Genomic DNA, 22,480 nt, shown 5'->3' with positions numbered 1-22,480 from the left:
CCCCCCCCCCCCCCCCCCCCCCCCCCCCCAGGACCGGGTGTCTTGCGTAAAGACTTAGCCGTGGAGCGGCTTTCCTGCCAGCGCGAGGTGGACTTCGCCCAGGGTCTCGTTCTGCGTCGGGTGTGCGTGGATGAACTGTGCCACGTCCTCCGGGTGTGCTTCCCAGTTGACGATCAGCTGTGCTTCGCCGATCTGCTCGCCCATGCGGGAACCGATCATGTGGATACCGACGACGGGGCCGTCCTTCTGGCGGACAACCTTCACGATGCCGCCGGTGCCCAGGATGGAGCTCTTGCCGTTGCCGGCCAGGTTGTATTCCTGGGTCTGGACCTGGTCCTCGCCGAACTTCTCCTTGGCGCCCTTTTCGGTGTAGCCGACGGTGGCGATTTCAGGTTCGCAGAAGGTGACCTTCGGGATGTTCACGTCTTCCACGACTACCGGGTTCAGGCCGGCGATCTCTTCGGCGACGAAGATGCCCTGCTGGTAACCGCGGTGGGCCAGCTGGACGCCCGGGACGATGTCGCCGACGGCGTAGACGTTGCCGACGCCGGTGTGCAGGCGCTCGTTGGTGATGACGAAGCCGCGGTCGATGGTGACGCCTGCCTCTTCGTAGCCGAGGTTGGCGGTGACGGGGCCACGGCCAACGGCAACCAGGAGGAGATCGGCTTCGAAGGTCTGGCCGTCAACCAGGGTGACCTTCACTCCGTTGTCGTCCTGCTCGACGCCCTGGAAGAAGACGCCGGTGCTGAACTTGATGCCGCGCTTCTTGAAAGCGCGCTCAAGGTTCTTCACGATGGCGGTGTCTTCGTTGGGAACGAGGGAGGGGAGGCCTTCGACGATCGTGACGTCGACGCCGAAGGACTTCCACACGGAAGCGAATTCGACGCCGATGACGCCGCCGCCGAGGACGATGACGCTCTTGGGGATGTAGTCCATGGTCAGCGCTTCATCGGACGTGATGACGCGGCCGCCGATTTCCAGGCCGGGCAGGGAACGGGAGTAGGAACCCGTGGCCAGGACGATGTTCTTGCCCTTGTAGGCTGTGCCGTTCACGACGACGGTGTCGGTGCCCTGCAGCTTGCCTTCGCCTTCGATGACCGTGATGCCCTTGGACTTGATGAGTCCCTGCAGGCCCTTGTACTTACCGGCGACGATTCCGTCCTTGTAGGCGTTCACGGCCGTGATGTCGATGCTGTCCAACGTGACGTTGACGCCGTACTTGGCGGAATCGCGTGCGTGGTCGGCCAGTTCGGCCGAGTGCAGCAGGGCCTTGGTGGGGATACAGCCGTTGTGCAGGCAGGTGCCGCCGAGCTTTCCCTTCTCGACGAGGCCAACGGTGAAACCAAGCTGAACGGCACGCAGAGCCGTGGCGTAGCCGCCGCTGCCGCCACCGAGTACCAGGATGTCGAATTCTTGCGCAGTTGCCTGATCGGCCACTAGGACGCTCCCTCGCGTGAGCGATGACACGCGACTACGCGTCATCTGGTCTTGGAACTTGTACTGCCGCGATTATGCCAGCACCGAAGTTCTCTTGCATTTGTGACTACCGTGGTTCACCTTAGCGAACCACTTATCCATGCTCCACCCTGCCGGGGCATTTGTGGAGCGCTTGTGGCCAGACTCACGTCGGGCCGTGGGGCCGGTCATGAACCGGCCCCACTTGGGACTTGCTTAGGCTGTCGCCAGCACGTCTTCGACGTAAGCGAGCAGCGTCCGGACAGTGCAGCCGGTGCCTTGCTTGGGCGTGTAGCCGTAGGGGCTGCCGTTGTTGAAGGAGGGGCCGGCGATGTCGACGTGCGCCCAGGGGATCTGCTTGCCCTCGGCGTCCTTCCCGACGAACTCACGCAGGAACACGGCCGCCGTCATCATTCCACCGTGGCGTTCGCCGATGTTGGCGATGTCCGCCACCTGCGAATCGAGGCTGGCCCGAAGCTCCTCCGGCAGCGGCATCGGCCACACGAGTTCGCCCGCGCGGTCTGCCGCGGACTTGAGCGCGCCCGTGACGGAGTCGGAACCCATGACTCCGGCAGTGCGGTTGCCGAGGGCGATCAGCTGGGCGCCCGTCAGCGTCGCGACGTCGATGATGGCGTCCGGCTGCTCGAGGCTGGCCGCGACGATTCCGTCCGCCATGACCAGGCGTCCCTCGGCGTCGGTGTTGAGGACTTCGACCGTCTTGCCGCCGTACACGGTAAGGACGTCTGCCGGGCGCTGTGCAGCGCCCGAGGGCATGTTCTCGGCGATGCAGAGCCACGCGGTCACCTTGACGGGCAACCCGAGCCCCGCGACGGCCAGGACAGTATTAAGTACGACGGCGGCGCCCGCCATGTCGCTCTTCATGTCGCCCATGCCGAGGGCCGGCTTGATGGAAATGCCGCCGGTGTCAAAGGTGATGCCCTTACCGACCAGGGCGATCTTCTTGGTGGCCTTGGCCGGGGCGTACTCCACCTTGACGAGGCGCGGCTGGCGGGTCGAACCTTTTCCAACGCCCAGGATTCCGCCGAACCCGTCCTTTTCGAGGCGTTTTTCGTCCCACACGGTGACCTTGACCGGCAGCCCCTTGGAGAGTTCCTTGGCAGCTTCGGCAAAGGACTCCGGGTAGAGGTGGCTCGGAGGCTCGTTGACCAGCGTGCGGGTGGCGTTGACCGCGCGTCCCACGAGCAAGGCCCGATCGAGCGCGGGCTGGACGTCCTTGCCGTCAAACGCCGTGTGGATCAGGACCTTGCCGACCGGGTCCTTGAGGCCGTCCTTGCTGGAGCGGTGCTCTGTATAGGAATAGGAACCCAGCACAGCGCCTTCGGCGACGGCTGCGACGTCGGCGAGGGACGCCGTAGGGAGGGCCAGTGTCACGGAGGACAAACCGGCAAGTTGGCGGACGGCGGATCCCGCAGTCCGGCGCAGGGTTTCCTCGGCCAGGAGGGCGTCGTCGGCGACTTTGCCGACACCCGCCAGGACGAGGACGCCCGAACCGGTCTCCGGAAGACCCGGCAGACGGTGTACCTGATCGGCTGCTCCCGTGATGCCGAGGAGGCCCAATGAAGCCGCGAGGGTTTCCGCGGCCTTCGCGCCCAAGGGGTTCCCGAGCAGTACCGGCCCGTCTTCCCCCTGACCGACGGCTATCACGAGTGCGTCGCTGGGCGCCTTCTTCAGGTCCTTGGCGATAGTGCCAAGGGTGATGTCTGTAGTCTTCACCACGAGGATTTGTCCTCATCTCTCTCTGCATGGCTTGGCCGGGCTGCATGTTAGGCGCCCGGCCCTGGTACCCCTCCGTTGTCCGCCTGGGACAACGTCGGTGGTTGCTTGGGTCCGCACACGGCGGCACGTCTCGATCGTAGTCTGTCTGCCGCGCCGGAAAGCAATTAAATGAGAGTTGCGGCACATTGGCCGACAGGAATGCGCGGCCCGTCCGGGGCGTTGTACCAATACATGGAGCGCGGCCGGCCGCCAAGGCATCCGCTGCGGCGTGCAGCCGCCTGCTCCTCCAATGAACTTGAAACTGCGAAAGGAACATGCCGTGTTTGAACGGATTTCCGGCTCACTCCTTGACCCTGAGTCGCTCTACGCGAGCAACATCGAGCTCTTCCACAGCCCGGACACCAGGGGCCTCAACATGCTGATGGGCTTCACGGGATTCGCTGACGCCGGGCACGTGGTCCAGCAGATCAACCGGGAACTGCTGGATACGCTCGAAGTCGAAACGGTGGCTGTGTTCGACGCCGACCAGCTCATCGACTACCGCACGCGCCGTCCCCACATCAGCTTTGTCGAAGACCATCTGGAAGACTACAAAGCCCCTCAATTGGCGCTTTACAAGCTGAATGACGGCTTGGGCGAGCCGTTCCTGTTGCTTGCCGGTTTTGAACCGGACCTCCAGTGGGAGCGTTTCGCGCGCGCCGTCGTCGGGATCGTGGAAAAACTGGACGTCAACCTGGTGACCTGGATTCACTCCATCCCTATGCCGGTTCCGCACACCCGGCCGGTTGGTGTCACGGTGCACGGCAACCGTCCGGAACTCATCGAGGGCATTTCCACGTGGAAGCCGACGGTCGAGGTTCCTGCGGCCATTGGCCACATCCTCGAGTTGCGGCTGGCCGAAGCCGGGCGGAAAGTGGCCGGGTATGTCATCCACGTCCCGCACTACCTTGCGGATGCCGAGTACCCGCCGGCAGCGGTGGCGGGACTCGAATACCTCGGTGCAGCCACGTCCCTGATGCTGCCGACGGACCGCCTTCGCGAGGCCGGCAGGGAAGTGGGCAGGCAGATCGCCGAACAAGTGGAAGCATCCGAGGACGTCCAGCAGGTCGTTTCCAAGCTGGAGTCCCGCTATGACGACAAGGCCGAGGGAACGGTCCGCCGTTCCCTGCTGGCCGACGAGAACGACGAATTGCCCAACGCCGAGGATCTGGGCGCGGCGGTTGAGGCGTATCTCGCACGTAAAGATGCGCGCCCATAAAGCAGCTTTAATGCGGCCCCGGGCATAATGGAAGGGTGAACGCACCCCGCGCCTGGCTCATTTGGACGATCGGGGTGCTTGCCTACCTTGTGGCAGTGGCCCAGCGCACATCCTTTGGTGTGTCCGGGCTGGAGGCTACCGAACGGTTCCATGCCAGCGCGGCGGCCATCTCCTTCTTCACCGTGCTTCAGCTGCTGGTCTACGCAGGCCTCCAAATACCGGTTGGGCTCCTGGTTGACCGCTTCGGCTCGCGCGCCATGATCGCCAGCGGTGCCGTACTCATGGGCCTCGGTCAACTCCAGCTGGCATATGCCGACGCTGTTCCGGCTGGAGTGCTCGGCAGGGTCCTGGTCGGCGCCGGGGACGCCATGACCTTCGTCTCCGTGATCCGCCTCGTGCCGATCTGGTTCGCGCCGGCGAGGGTTCCGCTCGTCACTCAGCTGACGGGAATGTCGGGCCAGCTCGGCCAGCTCATCAGTGTGGTGCCCTTCGCCCTCGTCCTTCATTCGGCAGGCTGGAACACGGCTTTCCTGGCGTTGAGCTCGTTGTCCGCGCTCGCCGTCGTCCTTGTCCTTGCCTTGCTCAGGGACGTTCCGCCGGGCCACCCGCCCAGGGAGAACGCGCAGGGGCTGCGCGCCACGGGCGTGACCCTCGCGCGTGCCTGGAAGCAGCCCGGCACGCGCCTGGGACTCTGGTGCCACTTCACTGTCCAGTTCAGCGGCAACGTCTTCGCCATGTCCTGGGGCTACCCGTTCCTGGTCTCGGCGCAGGGCCTGAACCCGGCCACTGTGTCCGCCCTGATGGGACTGTTCGTCGTCACCAGCATTCTCGTGGGCCCTCTGTTTGGAACCTTCGTGGCCAGGCACCCGATGCGGCGCTCGGCCATGGTGCTCCTGATCACGGCGGCTACGGCACTTGCCTGGGCTGCTGTCCTGCTGTTGCCCAGCAGGGCGCCCCTGTGGTTGCTTGCATTGCTCGTGATTGCCCTGGCGATCGGCGGACCCGGGTCCATGATCGGCTTTGATTTTGCCCGGACATTCAATCCTTCCCACAGGATTGGTACCGCCACGGGCATCGTCAATGTGGGCGGCTTCGTTGCCGCGCTCCTGACGATCTACCTGGTTGGGCTCATCCTCGACATTCTCCACACGAGTGGTTTCTCGGGCGGGGAGCTGTACGGCCTGGCGTCCTTCCGCATCGCATTGAGCGTGCAGTTCCTGTTCCTTCTCGTGGGCACGGTGTTGATCCTCATGACCCGTCGCAAGGTGCGCCGTCAGATGGCCGCCCAAGGCGTCCACGTCCCGCCGCTCCTCGTGTCGTTGGCGAACCAGCGCCGGCGCCGCGTGGAATTGCGCCGCGAACGTCTCGCGAAGCAGCGGAGTTCCACGCCGTAGCCTGTTTTCGCGGTGTTCCTCCACAGGGGTCGACGGACACCTTTGTCCACATAGGGCAATTGAGGCCTGCCGTGGCCCGCCATTGATGCCGATGCTGGATTCATGACAGCAGACAACCGCGTGACCGTCTTCCGGCCCGAGGACATCCTCGGCTTCATTCCCCACGCCTTGGGGCTCTGGCCAAAGGAGAGCCTCGTTGCCATCACGCTGCGGGGGCAGACACTTGGCGCCACACTCCGCGTGGACCTTCCGGGCGAGAGATCCGACCGCGGGCTTGCCGCGTACTCACGGAGGATCGGTGAGTATCTGGAAGCGGACCATGACGCCGACGGCGTGCTCTTGGCATTCTTCAGCGACGACGGTTGGGACGCCGGCGGCGCCGTGCCGCACGGCCTGCCGCTGCTGGAAGCCCTGGTACGCGTCCTGGATCATCGGGGCTTGGTGTTGCGGGATGCATGGTTCATTGGTTCCGACTACTGGCGAAGCGCATTCTGCACCGATGTGGAGTGCTGTCCCCTTCCCGGCCGTCCCGTAGACCAGATCCTGGATAGCCGGCTCAACGCGGAAATGGTGTTCAGGGGGAGCAACGTCTTGGAATCGCCACTGTTGTTGGGGCCTGAGGACGAGCCCGTCCGTGATCCGGAATTCATGTGCACGGAAGACGCCACGCTTGGGGAATTGCTCCGGCTATGGCGGAGCAGGAAGGCATTCGAAGAAATGCTGGATGTGTGGAGCGGGGTCCTCGATTCCAGCCGCCCAGGGGAGTTCGACGGCGAGGCTGCGGCGTTCCTCCGGGCAAGCCTGCGGGTCCCCGCCTGGCGCGACGCCGTGGTGGTCCTGGCGGCTGCCGGGAAAACCGTCGCTTGTGGCGGTGCGGAGGCCTTCGGCTTCTTTGACCAAGACGACGATGAACAGGGTTCCTTGGTCGTTCCGCCCGGTCTCTGTCCCCCTCCACCAGCAGCGGGCAAGCGGACTCCGGCCACGGATGTCAGCGTCTTGCGCTATGGAGACGTGCTCCTGGGCCTCTACCCGGAGAACCCCGACTGGAGACGGTTGACGAGCCTGGACCGGGTTCTGGCGATGCTCTCCCGGCGCAGTGGTGGGGAGGCGCGCGCTGCAACGCTTACGATCCGGGGGTGGATTCAGTGGTGCCGGGGGAGCGGTTCGTTCGCCCGCGAGCTCCTGTCCCAGGCTGACGCTGAACAACGGGGCTATCGACTCGCGGAGTTGCTCGCCGAGGTGGTGAGGCGCGGAACAGTCTGCGGCTGGGCCAAAAGCAAGTCGTCCGCGTGGCGGAAGTTCGGTGGTGCGGTGGCATGACTCCAAGCCCCGGGGTGACTCCAGGAGCGTCACATTGAGTGAAATCCGTGCGGCACGTAATTGTCTGCCCGGTAGCGGATATCGACCCCCGGAACTCAAAACCGTGAGACAATGGTTGCCGAGACCCGGTTGGGTCCGTGTTTCAAGTGCCGTTAACGTCCCCTGAACTCTAGGGAACATTAAGGCGCCGTCGGGAGTTTTACCTAAAGACTCTGCAGTCGGCGATGGCACTTGATGTTGATCACGGACTTGACAGGGTCATAGTGGTGTTGCCCCCATGGTGATTCCACAGACCGCCGCTAGAAAGGTTTTCTGTGACCCCGTCTTCCGCCGAGAAGGAACCCGCCGCCCTGGCCGAACTGTCCGCCGAAGAAAAGAAGGCGGCTACAGCTGCGAAGCGTGCGGCAACGCGTGCTGCCAATGCTTCGACTGCAGGTGCCGACAAGCCGGCACCCAAGAAGCGCGGGCCCAAGCCCGGCGCCAAGGCCGCTGCCGAAGCAGCCAACAAGTCCGCCGGCGCCGACGAGGACTCCGAAGAAGAAGCCGAGGATTTTGACGCCGTCGTTCCCGACGAAGCAGAGCTCACGGAGGAAGTCGAAGAAGGCGAAGAGGGCAAGAAGCCCGCGACCACCGGCTCCGGCTTTGTTTACTCGGATGCCGATGACGATGACGCGCCTGTCCAGCAGGTCATGTCAGCCGGTGCCACGGCCGACCCCGTCAAGGACTACCTGAAGCAGATCGGCAAGGTTGCCCTGTTGAACGCTGAGCAGGAAGTCGACCTTGCGCTCCGCATTGAAGCGGGTCTCTTCGCAGAAGAGAAGATCAACGCCGACGACGGCTCCATGGACCCGAAGCTGAAGCGTGAACTCGAGTTCATCATCCACGACGGCAAGAGGGCCAAGAACCACCTCCTCGAAGCCAACCTGCGCCTCGTGGTCTCGCTGGCCAAGCGCTACACAGGCCGCGGCATGCTCTTCCTGGACCTCATCCAGGAAGGCAACCTGGGCCTGATCCGTGCAGTGGAGAAGTTCGACTACACCAAGGGCTTCAAGTTCTCCACCTACGCCACTTGGTGGATCCGTCAGGCCATCACCCGCGCCATGGCGGACCAGGCCCGTACCATCCGCATCCCGGTGCACATGGTGGAAGTCATCAACAAGCTGGCACGCGTCCAGCGCCAGATGCTGCAGGACCTTGGGCGCGAACCTACGCCTGAGGAACTTGCCCTCGAGCTGGACATGACTCCCGAGAAGGTCGTTGAAGTCCAGAAGTACGGCCGCGAGCCCATCTCGCTGCACACTCCGCTGGGCGAGGACGGCGATTCCGAATTCGGCGACCTCATCGAGGACTCCGAAGCGGTTGTGCCCGCGGACGCCGTAAGCTTCACCCTCCTCCAGGAACAGTTGCACTCAGTGCTCGATACCCTGTCCGAGCGGGAAGCAGGCGTCGTCGCGATGCGCTTCGGCCTTACCGACGGCCAGCCGAAGACTTTAGACGAAATCGGCAAGGTCTATGGAGTCACCCGCGAACGCATCCGTCAGATCGAATCGAAGACGATGTCAAAGCTGCGCCACCCCTCGCGGTCGCAGGTTCTGCGCGACTACCTTGACTAAAGCAACGGACGCCATGCCTTAGCCGGCACCGCCCGTCAAAAGTGGACCCCCGGATTCCCCGGGGGTCCACTTTTGCATCAGCGGCTGTATCTAAGGGCTGTTCCGTTCGAGCGCGTGGCCAAGGATGCGGGCACCTTCCGGGAACGCCGATGGGTTGGGTCCCGCATAGTTGAGCCGGATGAACGGTCCCGCCGGTTCGGCGGGGAACCACTCAGTACCGACCGCGATCATCACCCCGGCACTCTCGCAGTCACGGGTCAGCCCCTCGAGGTCCGTGCCGTCCGGCAGGCGTGCCCAGAGATTCAGCCCTCCCTTGGGGATGAGGCTGAGGTGGGCCTGGGGGGCGTGCTCACGAAGGCTCGTGACAAGGAGGTCGCGGCGCGACTGAAGCTGATGGCGGAGGCTGCGCAGATGCGTCTGCCAGGCCGGCTGCGTGACCACATCGAGTGCCGCAGCCTGGAGGAGCCCGCTGACGTACATCGACTCGGCTGCCCGGTCCGCAAGGATGCGTTCGCGGGCCGGGCCGCGAGCAATGACCGCGGCAACGCGGATGGCGGGTGAAACGCTTTTCGTGAGGGAGCGCAAGTAGACCACATGGCCCGAATCGTCACGTGCGGCGATGGGTACCGGCGTCGACGTGATGCCGAAGTCGTGGGCCCAGTCGTCCTCGACGAGGAAGGCGCCGTACTCCCGGACAACATCCAGGACTTCTTCCCCACGGCGGGCGGACCACTGCGCACCGGTGGGGTTGGCATAGTTCGGTTGGGCGTAGAACAACCGGGCGCCCGTCTCCTCAAAGGCCCTGGCCAATTCTTCGGGCTCGGGCCCCTCGGCTCCGCTGGGCACCGGCACGATGCGGACTCCGGCCTGGGTCGCGGCCAGGATGGCTCCCCAGTAGCTCGGGGATTCCATGAGCAGTGGCTGCCCGTGGCCCACCAATGCCGTGAAGATGGAGCTGAGGCCGCCTTGGCTTCCCGGCAGGACGATGACGTCGCTCGGTGTCGGCGGGGTGAGTCCTGCCGGCGTCGCGGTGCCGAGTTCGTGCGCGAACCAGGACTGCAATTCGGGAAGTCCCGGCGCCGGAGGTCGGGACAGGGCAGCGTCGCCGCGGGCCGCGCGGGCGAGAGCGGCCCGGACAAGCCGTTCCGGCAGGAGTTCCCGGTCCGGGTATCCGGAGTGGAAGGCAATAGTGGCGTTCGAGGTGTCGCGCATCGTGGTGGAGGCTGAGCGGGAAGGCGCCTGCGGCGCACGCAACGCTGCGGTTTGCCAGCCGTAGTCCGAGGGGCGCGCTGTCCGGACGGCCCGGACGAAGGTCCCGACGCCGGGCCGGCTCTCGATCAAGCCCTGCGAAGTGAGCGTCTGCAAGGCCTTCTGCACCGTCACAGGGCTGGCCTGGTACTCGGCAACCAGTGACCGCGTGGACGGCAGCCGGGATCCCGGAGCGGCCCCGGTGATCCATTCCCGCAGTCGCATCGCAATCCTGGAACTGCTATCGTTGTTCATGAAAGATAATAGTAGCGCTACTACAATTATTCGAGAAGTGATACCGTCCCGCTCGATAACGGGCCTCTGGTGGGGCCTCCTCGGAGTAGCGGCGTTTTCCTTCACTGTTCCCTTCACCCGAGTGGCGGTGGGTGGACTATCGCCGCTGTTCATCGGCTCCGGCCGTGCCGTCGTCGCAGCGATACTCGCGGCATCCGCCCTCGCGCTCACCAGGCAGCGCCTTCCGCGAGGCAAACAATGGGCACGGCTCGCGGTGGTCGCCGCCGGGATAGTTGTCGGCTTTCCGCTACTCACCTCATTCGCGCTTACGACGGCGCCGGCCAGCCACGGCGCTGTCGTCATCGCCCTGCTGCCTGCTGCGACGGCAACCGCCGCGGTGCTCCGCGGGCGTGAGCATCCTCCGGCAGCCTTCTGGCTGGTCACGGCCGTAGGGGCCGTTGCGGCCATCGGATTTGCCCTATCGCAGGCCGGTAACCCAGCGCAGTCCGGTGGGTTCGGGCAACTCAACTGGGCAGACGTGCTCCTCCTCGGCGCCGTCGTTTCCGCGGCCATCGGTTACGCGGAAGGTGGCCTGCTCGCCCGCGAACTCGGCGCATGGCAGACCGTATCCTGGGCGCTCGTCCTGGCCCTGCCGTTGATGGCCGGCCTGACAGCACTCTCCGTGTCCCAGCAGCCGCCGTCAGCCTCACCGGTCCAATGGGCCGCTTTTGCATACCTCGGAGTCGTCAGCATGTTCTTCGGCTTCGTCGCCTGGTACCGGGGCCTCGCCGTCGGGCCCATGGCCAAGGTGAGCCAGGTACAACTCATCCAGCCCGTGCTGAGCATTTGCTGGGCAGGGCTGTTGCTGGGCGAATCCCTGGGCTGGACCACGATCGTCGGCGGGCTGGCCGTCATTGCTTGCGCCGGCATGGCGGTCCGGGTCCGTCTCAATCCGCAGCCCGCCGACCAAGGCCGCTGAAGGCCAATAGAACACCGAGACCACCCGCCACAGAAAAGGAAGAATAGAACCCATGTACATCCCAGCGCACTTCGAGGCCGGTCCTGACGTGATCCACGACCTCCTGACGCGGCCAGGTGCAGCCAATCTGGTCACCATGACATCACAGGGCATGCTCGCGACTTTCCTGCCGCTCATCTACGAGCCCTCGATCGGCGAACACGGCGCGCTCCACGGACACCTCGCCCGAACCAACCCGCAATGGTCCGAGCCCTCGATCGGGGAATCACTCGTCATCATCCAGGGCGCGGACGCCTACATCTCGCCTACCTGGTATGCATCGAAGGAAGAGCACGGACGCGTCGTCCCGACGTGGAACTACTCCACGACCCACGTTTACGGCAGGCTTGCCGTCCATGACGACGCCGAGTGGCTCGGGAACCATGTCAGGGGGCTGACCGGGCTCAATGAAGCCCGTTCCGAGCGGCCGTGGTCCGTGGATGACGCCCCGGAGCGCTACGTCTCCGGCCAGTTGCGTGCGATCGTCGGCATCGAGCTGGTGATCAGCCGTATCGAGGCGAAGGCCAAACTGAGCCAGAACCGGCCCGATAAAGACATCATTGGGGTCGTGGCCGGCCTTGGCGCCCAAGGGCACCAGGAGATCGCTGCCGACGTGGCCAGGGCCAGGCAGGATAGGACGCACCGGGACGCGGGCCGCGCCTAGGCAACGTTGCCGCCTGGGCCGGGAGACCCCGGTTAACGAAGCGGCCCCCTCCGTCCGGAGGGGGCCGCTGTCTCTATGAAGTTTTGTCAGCCAGGTGGCCGCGGGGGCCAGCCATTGGGGCTAGTCGGCGAGGACGGGTTCCTTCTCCTGAAGGCGCGCCGTCTCGTCATGCCAGTCCGAAGTCATCGGCCGCAGCGTGGCCTCTACTGCACGTGCGTGGTGGCCGCAGAAGAGCAGCTCACCGCCGGAGGACTCGAGTACAACGCGGACATATGCCTGGGCCCCGCAACGGTCGCACCGGTCGAGTGCATTGAGTGTGCGGTCTGCAACTGCTGTTGTCATGTTCGGCCTCCTTAGTAGTTCTGTGTATCCATATAACCAGCATTCGAAGCAAAACCATGGCAAGGATGGGTCACGTTCGCTGTCCGCGTATCACATGTGCGTAACACCGGGAAGTGGCGTCCAGCACGATTGGGAGTGGCAGCTCTCGTCCGGGCTCCGGGGCAGCTAGCCTAGGAGGAGTGTTTTTTGCCTCTGTTACACCCCCGAAGGAGCGCCCCGCCCGTGGCACCGAGTTCTGAATACAACGCCCGGCACCTTTCAGTTTTGGAAGGACTGGAGGCGGTCCGCAAACGTCCGGGCATGTACATCGGCTCCACCGACTCCCGCGGCCTCATGCACTGCCTGTGGGAGATCATCGACAACTCCGTGGACGAGGCGCTGGCAGGCTTCGGACACGACATCCAGATCATCCTCCATGCGGACAATTCGGTGGAAATCCACGACGACGGCCGCGGCATCCCCGTTGACCTGGAACCCAAGACCGGGCTCACCGGCGTCGAAGTTGTCTTCACCAAACTTCACGCAGGCGGAAAGTTCGGCGGTGGCTCCTACACGGCGTCCGGCGGTCTGCACGGCGTTGGCGCGTCGGTAGTGAACGCGCTCTCCGCCCGTCTGGACGTGCAGGTGGACCGCGGCGGCAAGACCTACCAGATGTCCTTCCGCCGGGGCGAGCCCGGACGATTCAAGGACACCGGCTCGAAGCTCAGCCCGACGTCGGTCTTCGAACCGTTCGTCGAGAACTCGGTGCTCGACGTCGTCGGCAAGGCCAAGCGCGGCGTCACCGGTACCCGCATCCGCTACTGGGCAGACCGGCAGATCTTCACCCCGGACGCGAAGTTCGCCTACGAGGACTTGGCCGCGCGCGCCCGTCAAACGTCTTTCCTTGTTCCGGGCCTCAAGCTCACTGTCCGGGACGAGCGCCGGCTCCCCGGCACCCCCGGCGAGAGCGGGCCGCACCAGGAGGTCTTCCACCACGACGGCGGCATTTCCGAATTCGTCGACTTCCTCGCCGCGGATTCGGGCGTCACGGATATTTGGCGGCTCCATGGTGCGGGCAAGTTCAAGGAAACCGTTCCGGTCCTTGACGAAAACGGGCACAGCAAGATCGCTGAAGTGGAACGCGACTGTGAAGTGGACATCGCGCTGCGCTGGGGGATCGGCTACGAAACCACTATGCGGAGCTTCGTCAACATCATCGCCACGCCCAAGGGCGGCACGCACCAGGCCGGCTTTGAGCAGGCACTCCTGAAGACGTTCCGCAAGGCCGTCGAAACGAACGCACGCAAGCTCAAAGCTGGCAACGACAAGATTGAAAAAGACGACGTCCTGGCTGGCCTCACGGCAGTGCTGACGGTCCGCTTGGCCGAGCCGCAATTCGAGGGCCAGACCAAGGAAATCCTGGGGACATCGGCTGTCAGGGCGATTGTTGCCAAGGTGGTCGAGGATGAGATCACCGCGCGCCTGAACTCGGCGAACCGCAACGACAAGGCCCAGTCCGCCCTGCTGCTCGAGAAAATCGTCAGCGAAATGAAGTCCCGTATCTCGGCCCGCGTCCACAAGGAAACCCAGCGCCGGAAGAATGCGCTGGAAACGTCGTCGATGCCCACCAAGCTGGCAGATTGCCGCACGGACGACGTCGGACGCTCTGAGCTGTTCATCGTGGAAGGTGACTCCGCACTGGGCACCGCAAAGCTGGCGCGGTCCTCGGACTTCCAAGCGCTGTTGCCGATCCGTGGCAAGATCCTGAACGTGCAGAAAGCCTCGGTGGGTGACATGCTCTCCAACGCGGAGTGCGCAGCCCTCATCCAGGTGGTGGGTGCCGGCTCGGGCCGCAGCTTCGACATCGACGCCGCCCGCTACGGCAAGGTGATCCTGATGACCGATGCAGACGTCGACGGCGCGCACATCCGTACGCTGCTGCTCACCTTGTTCTTCCGGTACATGCGTCCGATGATCGACGAGGGCCGGGTATATGCGGCCGTCCCGCCGCTGCACCGTGTGGAAGTCATCAACGCCGGCCAGAAGGCCAACGAGATGATCTATACGTACTCGGAGGCCGAACTGCACGTCCTGCTGGCCAGGCTCGCCAAGGAGGGCAAGCGCTACAAGGAGCCGATCCAGCGCTACAAGGGCCTCGGCGAAATGGACGCCGAACAGCTCGCCGAGACCACGATGGATCCGCGCCACCGCACCCTCCGCAAAGTGGGGATCGAGAACGCGAAGATGGCGGAGGACACCTTCGACCTACTCATGGGATCGGATGTCGCCCCGCGCAAGGACTTCATTATTGCCGGCGCAGCGGACCTGGACCGGGAACGCATCGACGCCTGATCCGGTAGGCCTGCGTAGCCCGGCAGTCTTCTCAGTCCAATCCGGTTCAGCCCAGCAAACCCGGGACAATCAGCAAGCCTGTCGGTACAGCGAGCAACATGGCCGACGCCGCGAGGACCAGGGCGCGCTGGGCTGCCGGAAGCGGTGGCTTGGGTGAGAGCAGCCGGCTGACGCGCGACGCCGTCGTACGCGGTGAATCGGCACCGCCGGTGCCGCTCAAGGTGCTGCCTTCGGGGGAAGCGTCGTCGCTGCTTGTTCCGGGCGGGGCGAATTGCTCCACGGGACGGGCGGAACCGCTGGCCACGATCGCGATCGCTTTGATGAGTGTTCCTTTGCTTTCGGTGCGCAGGGCCACGTCATCGGCGAGCATTTCGATCAGGGAGTTGACCGCAACCTGGGCGAGCCGCGTGGTGGGGAACCAGGGGAGTGCCTGGCGCCACGCCGCGAAGGCCCACAAGAGAAGGTCATGGCGTTGCGAGAGGTGGGCATTCTCGTGGATGAGGACGGCCCGGAGCTCGGCGGGCTCGAGGGCAGCCATCAGGCCGTCGGACAGGACGGTCACCGACCGTGCGCCGCCGGGCAGGCAGTACGCAACGGGGGAGTCGTGGTTGATGACCACGGTGCCGGGGCCGTCGTCGGACGGTGAGGCCAGGAGTGCGAGGAGTTCGCGGTGCCTCCGCCGCTGCCGCTCGATCTTGACGTAGGTGAGCAGCAAGGTGAATACGAGATGGGCGCTCAACAGTGCCGCGGCGGACAAAGCGAACAAGTGCCAGAAGCCCAGTGCCGTGGTGGGCTCGTTGTGGAGCACCATGCCGGCCAGGGAACGCAGGCCCGCAATGAGGTTGTCGCCGATGGGCTCGAGCCCATAGACGAGCATGGCGCCGATCATGGAGAGGCCACCGGCGAGTGCGATGGCCTGCCAGAGGACCATTGCCATGAAGGGTGCGCGTGACGGCCATTCGGCGCGCGACAAAAGGACAGGAACCGGCCAGGCCAGCACCAAAGCAAGGACCGCCAGAAAATATGAGGTCCAGAACATGGGGGTTTAGTTTTTGCCGAGCAGCTTGCGCAGCGTGGCGGCTTCACTTTCGCTTACGGAACCGATGAACCGGGCCAGCACGGCTTCGCGGTCCGGGGCGGAGCCGAGGGCCTCGTGCATGAGGTCCGCCGTGTGGTCCGCGCGGCTCGAAACAGCCTGGTAGCGGTGCGGGCGGGTGCCGCGTTCGCGCTCCACGAGGCCTTTCTTCTCGAGGCGGGACAAGACCGTCAGCACCGTGGTGACTGCGAGGTCCTTGCCCTGGTGTCCTGCAATACCATCCGTGGCGGCGGAATCCTGCGCCAGCAGATCACGGAGTTTGTTGGCTGTCGCAGCCTCCTGGCCCGCCCAAAGGAGATCCATGACCGCCCGTTCCAGTTCGCCAAGACTTGCCATCAACGCATCCCTACTTTCCGCACTTGCCTTGCCCGTTTTCGCGGGCTGTATGGAAGTGCGACGATCCAACATTCCTCCCTCAATCTACCGCTTTTCGGGCGGCGATTCTACGTGAGGTAGAACATGCGGCGCGGCGTGTCCTTGCGGCACTGTGACACCGCTGGAAGAGTGGTGAGCACATCGCAGGGGTTTGTTCTACACTGTGTAGAAGAAGTCGGTTCTACGCAACGTAGAAAATGGACGCCGCCAGCGGGCGGCGGAACAATAAGGACAGCCATGGACGCCTTGGAAATCGCACGCTGGCAATTTGGAATCACCACGGTCTACCACTTCATGATGGTGCCGTTGACCATCGGGCTGGGCCTCGTGGTGGCCGTCATCCAGACCCTCTGGTATCGCACCGGCAAGGTGGAATACCTGCGGATGACCAAGTTCTGGGGCAAGCTCTTCCTCATCAACTTCATCATGGGCGTGGCCACGGGCATCGTGCAGGAATTCCAATTCGGCATGGCGTGGAGCGAATACAGCCGGTTCGTCGGCGACGTGTTCGGTGCGCCCCTGGCCTTGGAAGCGCTTCTGGCGTTCTTCGTGGAATCGACCTTCCTGGGACTCTGGATCTTCGGCTGGAAGCAACTCAAGCGCGGCATCCACCTCGCGTGCCTCTGGATCGCCGTGATCGGCTCGGTCTTCTCGGCCTATTTCATCATCGTGGCCAACTCCTGGATGCAGCACCCCGTCGGCGTCACGATGGTCAACGGGCGTCCCGTCATGACCGACGCCTGGGCGGTCTTCACCAACAACACCGCCATGGTGGCCGTACCCCACACGCTCTTCGGCGCGCTGGCCGTCGCCGGTGCGTTCCTCCTGGGCATTGCCTGGTACCACCTCTGGCGCCGCCGCCACGATGGCATTGACACCGTAGGAGCCGATGGCCGGGCCGTAGCAGGCGAAGCCGTCATTCCCGGACGGGACAAGGCCGACTACAAGGTGTGGATCACCTCCCTGCGGATCGGCGCCGTCGTCGCCATGATCTCGTTCGCCGGCACCGCATTCACGGGCGACTTGCAAGGCAAGCTGATGTTCGAACAACAGCCCATGAAGATGGCCGCGGCCGAGGCCGCCTGCCACGACGGCACCGGATTCTCCGTGCTGAGCGTCGGCAACCTCGGGTCCAAGAGCTGCAACGACATTGTGGCCGTGATCGAGGTCCCCGGCATCCTTTCCTTCCTGGCCAAGGGTGATTTCAACACCGAAGTGAAGGGCGTCAACAGCCTCCTTGACGAATACAAGGCCAAGTACGGCACCCACCTGCCGGACAATCCCCTGTACGGCGATCGGGCAGGCCAAGACATCCAGTACGTACCCGTCATGGAAGTGACCTACTGGGGCTTCCGCATGATGATCGGCTTCGGCGGGATCGCTGCCTTTGCCGCGTTGCTCGCCCTGTGGGTGACCCGCAAGGGCATGGTCCCGCAATCCCGCTGGATCATGCGCCTGGCGGTCTTCGGCATCCTCGCTCCCTTCGGTGCAAACGCCGCCGGTTGGATCTTCACCGAAATGGGCCGGCAGCCGTTCGTCGTCGCGCCCAATCCGGACGCCAGCGGCGTCGACCAAGTGTTCATGTTCACGGCCGCGGCCGTCTCACCCGGCGTCTCCGCCGCCGAGCTCATCACCTCGCTGGTCGTGTTGGCCTCCATCTACGCGGTCCTGCTGGTGGTCGAGGTCCGGCTGCTGGTCAAATACGCCCGGGGCGGAGTGGTGTCCGCCATGCCGGAGCTTGCCGAAGCCCGCCAGGGCGAAAAGAAGGAAAAGAAGGACGACGACGGCGGGACGCCGGGTGCCCCGGGCCAGCCCGGTGACAGCGACGACGTCCTGGCATTCGCCTACTAGGAAGCAAAGGGATCTTTCGAATGGAACTGTTGCCTACCGTCTGGTTCGTGGCCATCGCCGTGCTGTGGACGGGTTACCTCTTCCTGGAGGGCTTCGACCTCGGCGTCGGAATGCTCATGAAGCTCTTCGCCCGGAACAACACCGACCGCCGGGTGCTGCTGAACACGATCGGCCCGGTGTGGGACGGGAACGAAGTGTGGCTGCTGACCGCGGCCGGTGCCACCTTCGCGGCTTTCCCGCTGTGGTACGCCTCGTTGTTTTCGGCGCTCTACTTGCCGCTGCTCATTGTCCTGGTGGCCCTGATCTTCCGGGCTGTGGCCTTCGAGTACCGGGGCAAAGTGGACACCGCGCGTTGGCGGACCGTCTGGGACTGGGCGATCGCCTTGGGCTCGTTCACGGCCGCGTTCGGCATCGGCGCTGCCCTCGCGCTGACCACCACCGGGCTGCCGATCGACTCGAACGGCGACCGCCAGGGCGGCCCCTTTGCCTGGTTCAGCGGATACGCGGTGCTGGGTGGATTCGCCGTGGTCGCGTTCGCCCTGGTGCATGCGCTCGCGTTCCTGGCACTGAAGACCGACGGCGCAGTGCGCCACCGGGCGCGCCGCTGGTTTGTGCGGCTCGCCCCGCTCGCATTGCTGCCGCTGCTGGCATGGATGGTCGCCGTGCAGCTGCTCAGCGGCAAGCCGTTGACGTGGATCCTGGTGGCCCTCGGAGTCCTCGCAGCGGCAGGCGCCTGGGTCCTTGCCCGCCGCGGCGCTGAGGGCAAGGCTTTCGGAGCCCTGGGTGCGTTCCTGGTGTGCGCCACTGCGTCCATCTTCGGCGCGGCGTTCCCCGTGGTCATCCCGTCCACCTTGAACCCTGCCTTCAACCTCACCATTTCCAACGCCTCGTCCTCCGCCTACACCCTGGGGCTGATGAGCATCGTGGCTGCCGTCGGCTTGCCCCTCGTCATCGCCTACCAGGCCTGGACCTATTGGGTGTTCCGCCGCCGCGTGAGCGCTGCACATATTCCCCCCGCGCATGGTTTCCTCCCCGCCATCGCGGCAAAGGTGCTGGTGGGCCATGTGGCGCCGGGCGGACCAGCCGCCAAACACTCACCCCACGACGCCGGCGAGTAGCGGATGAAGCCCCAGCTGCCTGCCGGACCCGCCACCCGATCGGCTTTGTATTTCCTTGGCCTGCTGTCCTCACTCAAGGCCTTGTCCCTGGTACTGATTGCGCAGGCCATCGCGGGGATGCTGTCCGGACTTGCGGCAGGCGGCTTGGGGTGGCGCGAAGGACTCCTTTGGGGCGCCGCGGGCGCTGTCCTGCGCTCGCTGACAGTCTGGGGCCAGGGAGTCGCGGCGCGCCCCGCGGCCCTCGGGGTCAAGGAAGAGCTGCGGTCCCGGCTGCTCGGGCGGGCACTCGGCCCCGGGGCAGCGGGACGGGTCGGCGACGTGAACGACGGCGGCCTTGCCGTGCTTGCGACCCGGAGCCTTGATGCACTGGACAACTACTACACCCAGTTCCTTCCCGCGTTGGTCAATTGTGCCGCTTTGCCCTTGCTCCTCGGCGTACGGATCCTCTTCGCGGACTGGGTCAGCGCCGTGGTGGTGGTGCTGACCCTGCCGCTGGTCCCGCTCTTCATGGTCCTGATCGGCCGCCATACCGAGGACCGGGTGCGCGAAGCCCAATCCACGCTGCGGAGGCTCTCGGGGCACATTCTGGAGTTGGCCAAGGGACTTCCGGTGCTGGTTGGACTGGGTCGCGCGGGAGAACAACGCGCAGCCCTTGAGGACCTCTCCGAGGAATACCGCTCGCGCACCATGGGAACCCTGCGGACTGCCTTCCTGTCGGCCCTCGCCCTGGAACTCATAGCCACCATCTCCGTCGCCGTCGTGGCCGTCTTCATCGGGGTTCGACTCGTGGCCGGCGACATGGGTCTGGAAGCAGGCTTGCTGGCCCTCATCCTGGCCCCCGATTGCTATCTTCCCCTGCGCGAGCTGGGCACGGCCCACCACGCCAGCGACGACGGGCGTGAGGCTTTGGCTGCAGCCACCGCCGTGCTGGAGTCGCCGGCGGGACGCCCGCTGAATGACGGGCACGACGACGGCGCGCACGCCAGCAGCGGGGCGCCAGCCGGCGTCGTGGTCACCGGACTGACGGTGACGTACGCGGGAAGGACGGCTGCCGCCGTCGGGCCCATCGGCTTCAAGGCTCCGGCCGGGCAGATCACCGCCCTTGACGGCCGCAGCGGTTCCGGCAAGAGCACCATCGTAGGTGTCCTCGCCGGCACGATCGGCGACGGTCCGCTGGCAACCATCGAAGGGTCCGTCACCGGACTGGAAGCCGGAGCGGTCGCTTGGGTTCCGCAGCATCCCGTCATGGTCGCCGGCACGGTGCTCGACGAGATCATCCTTTACCTGAACGGCGGCAACCAGGACTTCGCGCCGTCCGGCCCTGGATCCACGCCGGACGCTGATATCGCAAGGGCCATGCGTTGCCTGGAGCAGGCCGCCGCGGAGCACCTCGCGTTCAAACATCCTGCCGAGTTGAGCCCTGGCGAAGTGCGGCGGGTGGCCGTGGCCCGCGGCTTGGCGCGCCTCGACGCCGGTGCCACGGTCCTGCTGCTCGACGAACCCACCGCCCACCTCGACGCCGCGTCCGCGGACGCCATCCGTTCGGCGATCGCGGGGCTGCGGGGGGCCGCGACCGTCATCCTCGTGGCCCACGACGCCGCGACCCGGAAGCTGGCGGACAACGTAGTGAGCGTCGACGGCGGGACGAGCGACCGCGTGGCCGCGCAGGAACACTCCGGTCCCGTGTGCCTGGAATCCGCCGTGTCCGTGCCTCCTCCGCTCCGGGGCGACGCGACTCCGGGAACCACACCGGACGGGGAAATTGAACCCCGCACCGCCATCTCCACGCTCAAGGCCCTCGCGCGGATCCTGGCGCCCGTCCGCTACAAGTTCGCCGGTGCCGTGCTGCTCGCGGCGCTCGCCGCCTTGTTTGCCGTGGCACTGTCCGGGCTGTCCGGCTGGCTCATCATCCGGGCCAGCGAGCAACCGCCCATCCTGTACTTGCTTGGAGCGATCGTGGGCGTCCGGTTCTTCGGGATAGGCCGGGCGGTGCTGAGGTACGCCGAACGGCTGGTCGTCCACGACACGGTCTTCGCCGCCATGACGAGGCTCCGGGGCGCGCTCTGGGCAACTCTCAGCGCCCGGGCGCTGTCCTTGCGGCGGCTCCTGCAGGGCGGCAATGTCCTTGGAGCTGTGGTGGACGACGTCGATACGCTGCGCGACGTTCTGCCGCGCGTCGTGCTTCCCCCGCTGTCAGCGCTCGCCGTCGCGGTGTCGGCGGTGGTCGCCTCGGCGCTGCTGGTTCCCGCCACCGTGCCGGCGGTTGCAGCGACCGCCGTGGTCGGGCTGGTCCTGGCTCCGGTTCTTGCCCTGACAGCGGACCGCAACGCGGCACGCGCCGAGCAGGAACTGCGCTCGCTCGTGCTGCGCGATGTTGCCGCGGCCCTCGACGCCCGCGCGGAGCTCAGCGCCAACGGCGTCGCCGGAGCAGTCCTGTCGTCCTTGACCCGGAAGGACAACGCAGCCACGGTGGCAGCACAGCGTTCCGCGTGGGCTGATGGAATCGGCCAGGGGTTGACCGTGCTTGCCTGCACCCTGGGAGCCCTGGGGGCTGGGATTTTGGCAGCACCTTCAGTGCAGGCCGGAACGGTCGCGCCGGCGGTGCTCGCCGTCGTCGTCCTTGTCCAGCTGGCCCTCGCGGAACCCTACGCGGCGGCAGTGTCCGCCGTGCGGCAGGGTCCGGCATTGGCCGCGGTACTGCGGCGGATTGCCCAGTCAGGTGCCTTCGATACTCCGGAGGTCGACGGCGGTGTGCTGACGCTGCCGGAACGACCCGACGGCTCTTCGGGGCTGCTGCTGGATGGCCTTGAAGCGTCCTGGCCCGGCAGCGCGCCTGTATTCGGAGGGCTCAGCGCCGAAGCGGTGCCCGGACGCTGGCTCGCGGTCACCGGACCTTCAGGCTCGGGGAAATCCACGCTGCTCTCCGTGCTGCTTGGCTTCCTGCCCGCATCATCCGGGAGGGCCTACATCGGCGGGAAGGCCGCGTGGTGTCCCCAGGAGGCCCATCTCTTCGACTCCACGATTCGAGGCAATTTGCTGCTCGCCCGCCCGGCCGGCCGCAAGCCTTCCGAAGTGGATATGGACAAGGCCTTGGGCGCCGTCGGGCTTTCCGGAGTGGTTTCCGGGCTTCCTGGTGGTCTCGATAGCCGCATTGGCCCCTCGGGTTCGTTCTTGAGCGGCGGCGAACGCCAACGGCTGGCCATGGCCCGCACGCTCCTCACTGGAGCAGCTGTGCTGCTCCTGGACGAGCCGACCGCCCGTCTCGACGCCGAGGCCGGGCGGCTCATGATGGCGGAGCTGCGTGCCGGGCTGAAGGACGTCACAGTGGTCCTGGTGACCCACAACCCGGCCGACATCGACGGGGGAGATTCCCGGCTTGATCTCGGCTCGCCGTCGGCGCTCCCGGAGCTGGTGCGCGGGAACTAG

At 65.5% G+C, this 22,480-nt stretch carries 16 protein-coding genes; 10 read left to right on the top strand and 6 right to left on the bottom strand.

Annotated features, from left to right (window positions below; all coding sequences use genetic code 11):
- Positions 1–54: 54 nt before the first annotated feature.
- Positions 55–1,437: a dihydrolipoyl dehydrogenase gene (gene lpdA, locus VLA65_RS16705; protein WP_059389120.1), complete on the bottom strand. Its 1,383-nt coding sequence runs from the start codon at positions 1,435–1,437 to the stop codon at positions 55–57.
- A gap of 234 nt (positions 1,438–1,671) precedes the next feature.
- A complete protein-coding gene (locus VLA65_RS16700; RefSeq protein ID WP_284990741.1) occupies positions 1,672–3,192 on the bottom strand; it encodes a leucyl aminopeptidase in 1,521 nt (506 codons plus the stop codon).
- A gap of 319 nt (positions 3,193–3,511) precedes the next feature.
- On the opposite strand from VLA65_RS16700, the gene VLA65_RS16695 reads away from it, so the two are divergent.
- The 4 genes from VLA65_RS16695 to VLA65_RS16680 all read left to right on the top strand — a co-directional run bounded on the left by VLA65_RS16695 (position 3,512) and on the right by VLA65_RS16680 (position 8,777).
- On the top strand, positions 3,512–4,450 hold the full coding sequence (locus VLA65_RS16695) for a proteasome assembly chaperone family protein (RefSeq protein WP_284990739.1): 939 nt from the start codon (positions 3,512–3,514) through the stop codon (positions 4,448–4,450).
- A gap of 35 nt (positions 4,451–4,485) precedes the next feature.
- Positions 4,486–5,844 carry an MFS transporter gene (locus VLA65_RS16690; RefSeq protein WP_284990738.1) on the top strand — a complete coding sequence of 453 codons (1,359 nt, stop codon included), beginning with the start codon at positions 4,486–4,488 and terminating at the stop codon, positions 5,842–5,844.
- 102 nt (positions 5,845–5,946) lie between these two features.
- Entirely contained in the window at positions 5,947–7,164 is a 1,218-nt protein-coding gene (locus VLA65_RS16685; RefSeq protein WP_332603126.1) for a DUF4192 domain-containing protein, read from the top strand.
- Positions 7,165–7,478: 314 nt separating this feature from the next.
- The gene (locus tag VLA65_RS16680) at positions 7,479–8,777 is read left to right on the top strand and encodes an RNA polymerase sigma factor (RefSeq protein WP_059389116.1); all 1,299 of its coding nucleotides are present in this window, start codon (positions 7,479–7,481) and stop codon (positions 8,775–8,777) included.
- Between the two features lie 90 nt (positions 8,778–8,867).
- On the opposite strand, the gene VLA65_RS16675 is transcribed toward VLA65_RS16680, so the two are convergent.
- The gene (locus VLA65_RS16675) at positions 8,868–10,280 is read right to left on the bottom strand and encodes an aminotransferase-like domain-containing protein (RefSeq protein ID WP_332603125.1); all 1,413 of its coding nucleotides are present in this window, start codon (positions 10,278–10,280) and stop codon (positions 8,868–8,870) included.
- Here VLA65_RS16675 and VLA65_RS16670 point away from each other — a divergent pair.
- Together VLA65_RS16670 and VLA65_RS16665 are read left to right on the top strand one after the other, a co-directional pair.
- The gene (locus VLA65_RS16670) at positions 10,279–11,238 is read left to right on the top strand and encodes a DMT family transporter (RefSeq protein ID WP_332603124.1); all 960 of its coding nucleotides are present in this window, start codon (positions 10,279–10,281) and stop codon (positions 11,236–11,238) included. The two genes, VLA65_RS16675 and VLA65_RS16670, sit on opposite strands and share 2 nt — an antisense overlap.
- Positions 11,239–11,290: 52 nt before the next feature.
- Positions 11,291–11,941, top strand: a complete 651-nt coding sequence (locus VLA65_RS16665) for an FMN-binding negative transcriptional regulator (RefSeq protein ID WP_332603123.1) — start codon at positions 11,291–11,293, stop codon at positions 11,939–11,941.
- Between the two features lie 120 nt (positions 11,942–12,061).
- Here VLA65_RS16665 and VLA65_RS16660 read toward each other — a convergent pair whose 3' ends face one another.
- Positions 12,062–12,283, bottom strand: a complete 222-nt coding sequence (locus VLA65_RS16660; protein WP_059389114.1) for a DUF7455 domain-containing protein — start codon at positions 12,281–12,283, stop codon at positions 12,062–12,064.
- A gap of 222 nt (positions 12,284–12,505) precedes the next feature.
- Here VLA65_RS16660 and VLA65_RS16655 point away from each other — a divergent pair, with 222 nt between their 5' ends.
- Positions 12,506–14,614 (top strand): DNA gyrase/topoisomerase IV subunit B, encoded by a 2,109-nt coding sequence (locus VLA65_RS16655; protein ID WP_284990733.1) that lies wholly within the window; start codon positions 12,506–12,508, stop codon positions 14,612–14,614.
- A 46-nt stretch (positions 14,615–14,660) separates the two neighbouring features.
- On the opposite strand, the gene VLA65_RS16650 is transcribed toward VLA65_RS16655, so the two are convergent.
- Both VLA65_RS16650 and VLA65_RS16645 read right to left on the bottom strand, forming a co-directional pair.
- Positions 14,661–15,653, bottom strand: a complete 993-nt coding sequence (locus tag VLA65_RS16650) for a M56 family metallopeptidase (protein ID WP_306962502.1) — start codon at positions 15,651–15,653, stop codon at positions 14,661–14,663.
- Between the two features lie 6 nt (positions 15,654–15,659).
- Positions 15,660–16,046: a BlaI/MecI/CopY family transcriptional regulator gene (locus VLA65_RS16645; protein WP_078105520.1), complete on the bottom strand. Its 387-nt coding sequence runs from the start codon at positions 16,044–16,046 to the stop codon at positions 15,660–15,662.
- A gap of 276 nt (positions 16,047–16,322) precedes the next feature.
- Between VLA65_RS16645 and VLA65_RS16640 the strand changes: the two genes are divergently transcribed.
- From VLA65_RS16640 to cydD, 3 genes are read left to right on the top strand one after another with little or no spacing between them, the layout of a single operon-like run.
- Positions 16,323–17,936: a cytochrome ubiquinol oxidase subunit I gene (locus tag VLA65_RS16640; RefSeq protein ID WP_332603122.1), complete on the top strand. Its 1,614-nt coding sequence runs from the start codon at positions 16,323–16,325 to the stop codon at positions 17,934–17,936.
- 20 nt (positions 17,937–17,956) lie between these two features.
- Positions 17,957–19,054 (top strand): cytochrome d ubiquinol oxidase subunit II, encoded by a 1,098-nt coding sequence (gene cydB, locus VLA65_RS16635; protein WP_332603121.1) that lies wholly within the window; start codon positions 17,957–17,959, stop codon positions 19,052–19,054.
- A 3-nt stretch (positions 19,055–19,057) separates the two neighbouring features.
- Positions 19,058–22,480: a thiol reductant ABC exporter subunit CydD gene (gene cydD, locus VLA65_RS16630; protein ID WP_332603120.1), complete on the top strand. Its 3,423-nt coding sequence runs from the start codon at positions 19,058–19,060 to the stop codon at positions 22,478–22,480.

Origin of the sequence: Arthrobacter sp. S2(2024), assembly GCF_036662515.1 — a bacterium.
Taxonomy (GTDB): domain Bacteria; phylum Actinomycetota; class Actinomycetes; order Actinomycetales; family Micrococcaceae; genus Arthrobacter.
This window is presented reverse-complemented; position numbering and strand designations above follow the sequence as displayed.

Coding starts and splice junctions, on each gene's coding strand:
- VLA65_RS16685 (WP_332603126.1), top strand. CDS start 5,947: ATGACAGCAGACAACCGCGTGACCGTCTTCCGGCCCGAGGACATCCTC.
- VLA65_RS16670 (WP_332603124.1), top strand. CDS start 10,279: ATGAAAGATAATAGTAGCGCTACTACAATTATTCGAGAAGTGATACCG.
- VLA65_RS16675 (WP_332603125.1), bottom strand. CDS start 10,280: ATGAACAACGATAGCAGTTCCAGGATTGCGATGCGACTGCGGGAATGG.
- VLA65_RS16665 (WP_332603123.1), top strand. CDS start 11,291: ATGTACATCCCAGCGCACTTCGAGGCCGGTCCTGACGTGATCCACGAC.
- VLA65_RS16660 (WP_059389114.1), bottom strand. CDS start 12,283: ATGACAACAGCAGTTGCAGACCGCACACTCAATGCACTCGACCGGTGC.
- VLA65_RS16650 (WP_306962502.1), bottom strand. CDS start 15,653: ATGTTCTGGACCTCATATTTTCTGGCGGTCCTTGCTTTGGTGCTGGCC.
- VLA65_RS16645 (WP_078105520.1), bottom strand. CDS start 16,046: ATGGCAAGTCTTGGCGAACTGGAACGGGCGGTCATGGATCTCCTTTGG.
- VLA65_RS16640 (WP_332603122.1), top strand. CDS start 16,323: ATGGACGCCTTGGAAATCGCACGCTGGCAATTTGGAATCACCACGGTC.
- cydB (WP_332603121.1), top strand. CDS start 17,957: ATGGAACTGTTGCCTACCGTCTGGTTCGTGGCCATCGCCGTGCTGTGG.
- cydD (WP_332603120.1), top strand. CDS start 19,058: ATGAAGCCCCAGCTGCCTGCCGGACCCGCCACCCGATCGGCTTTGTAT.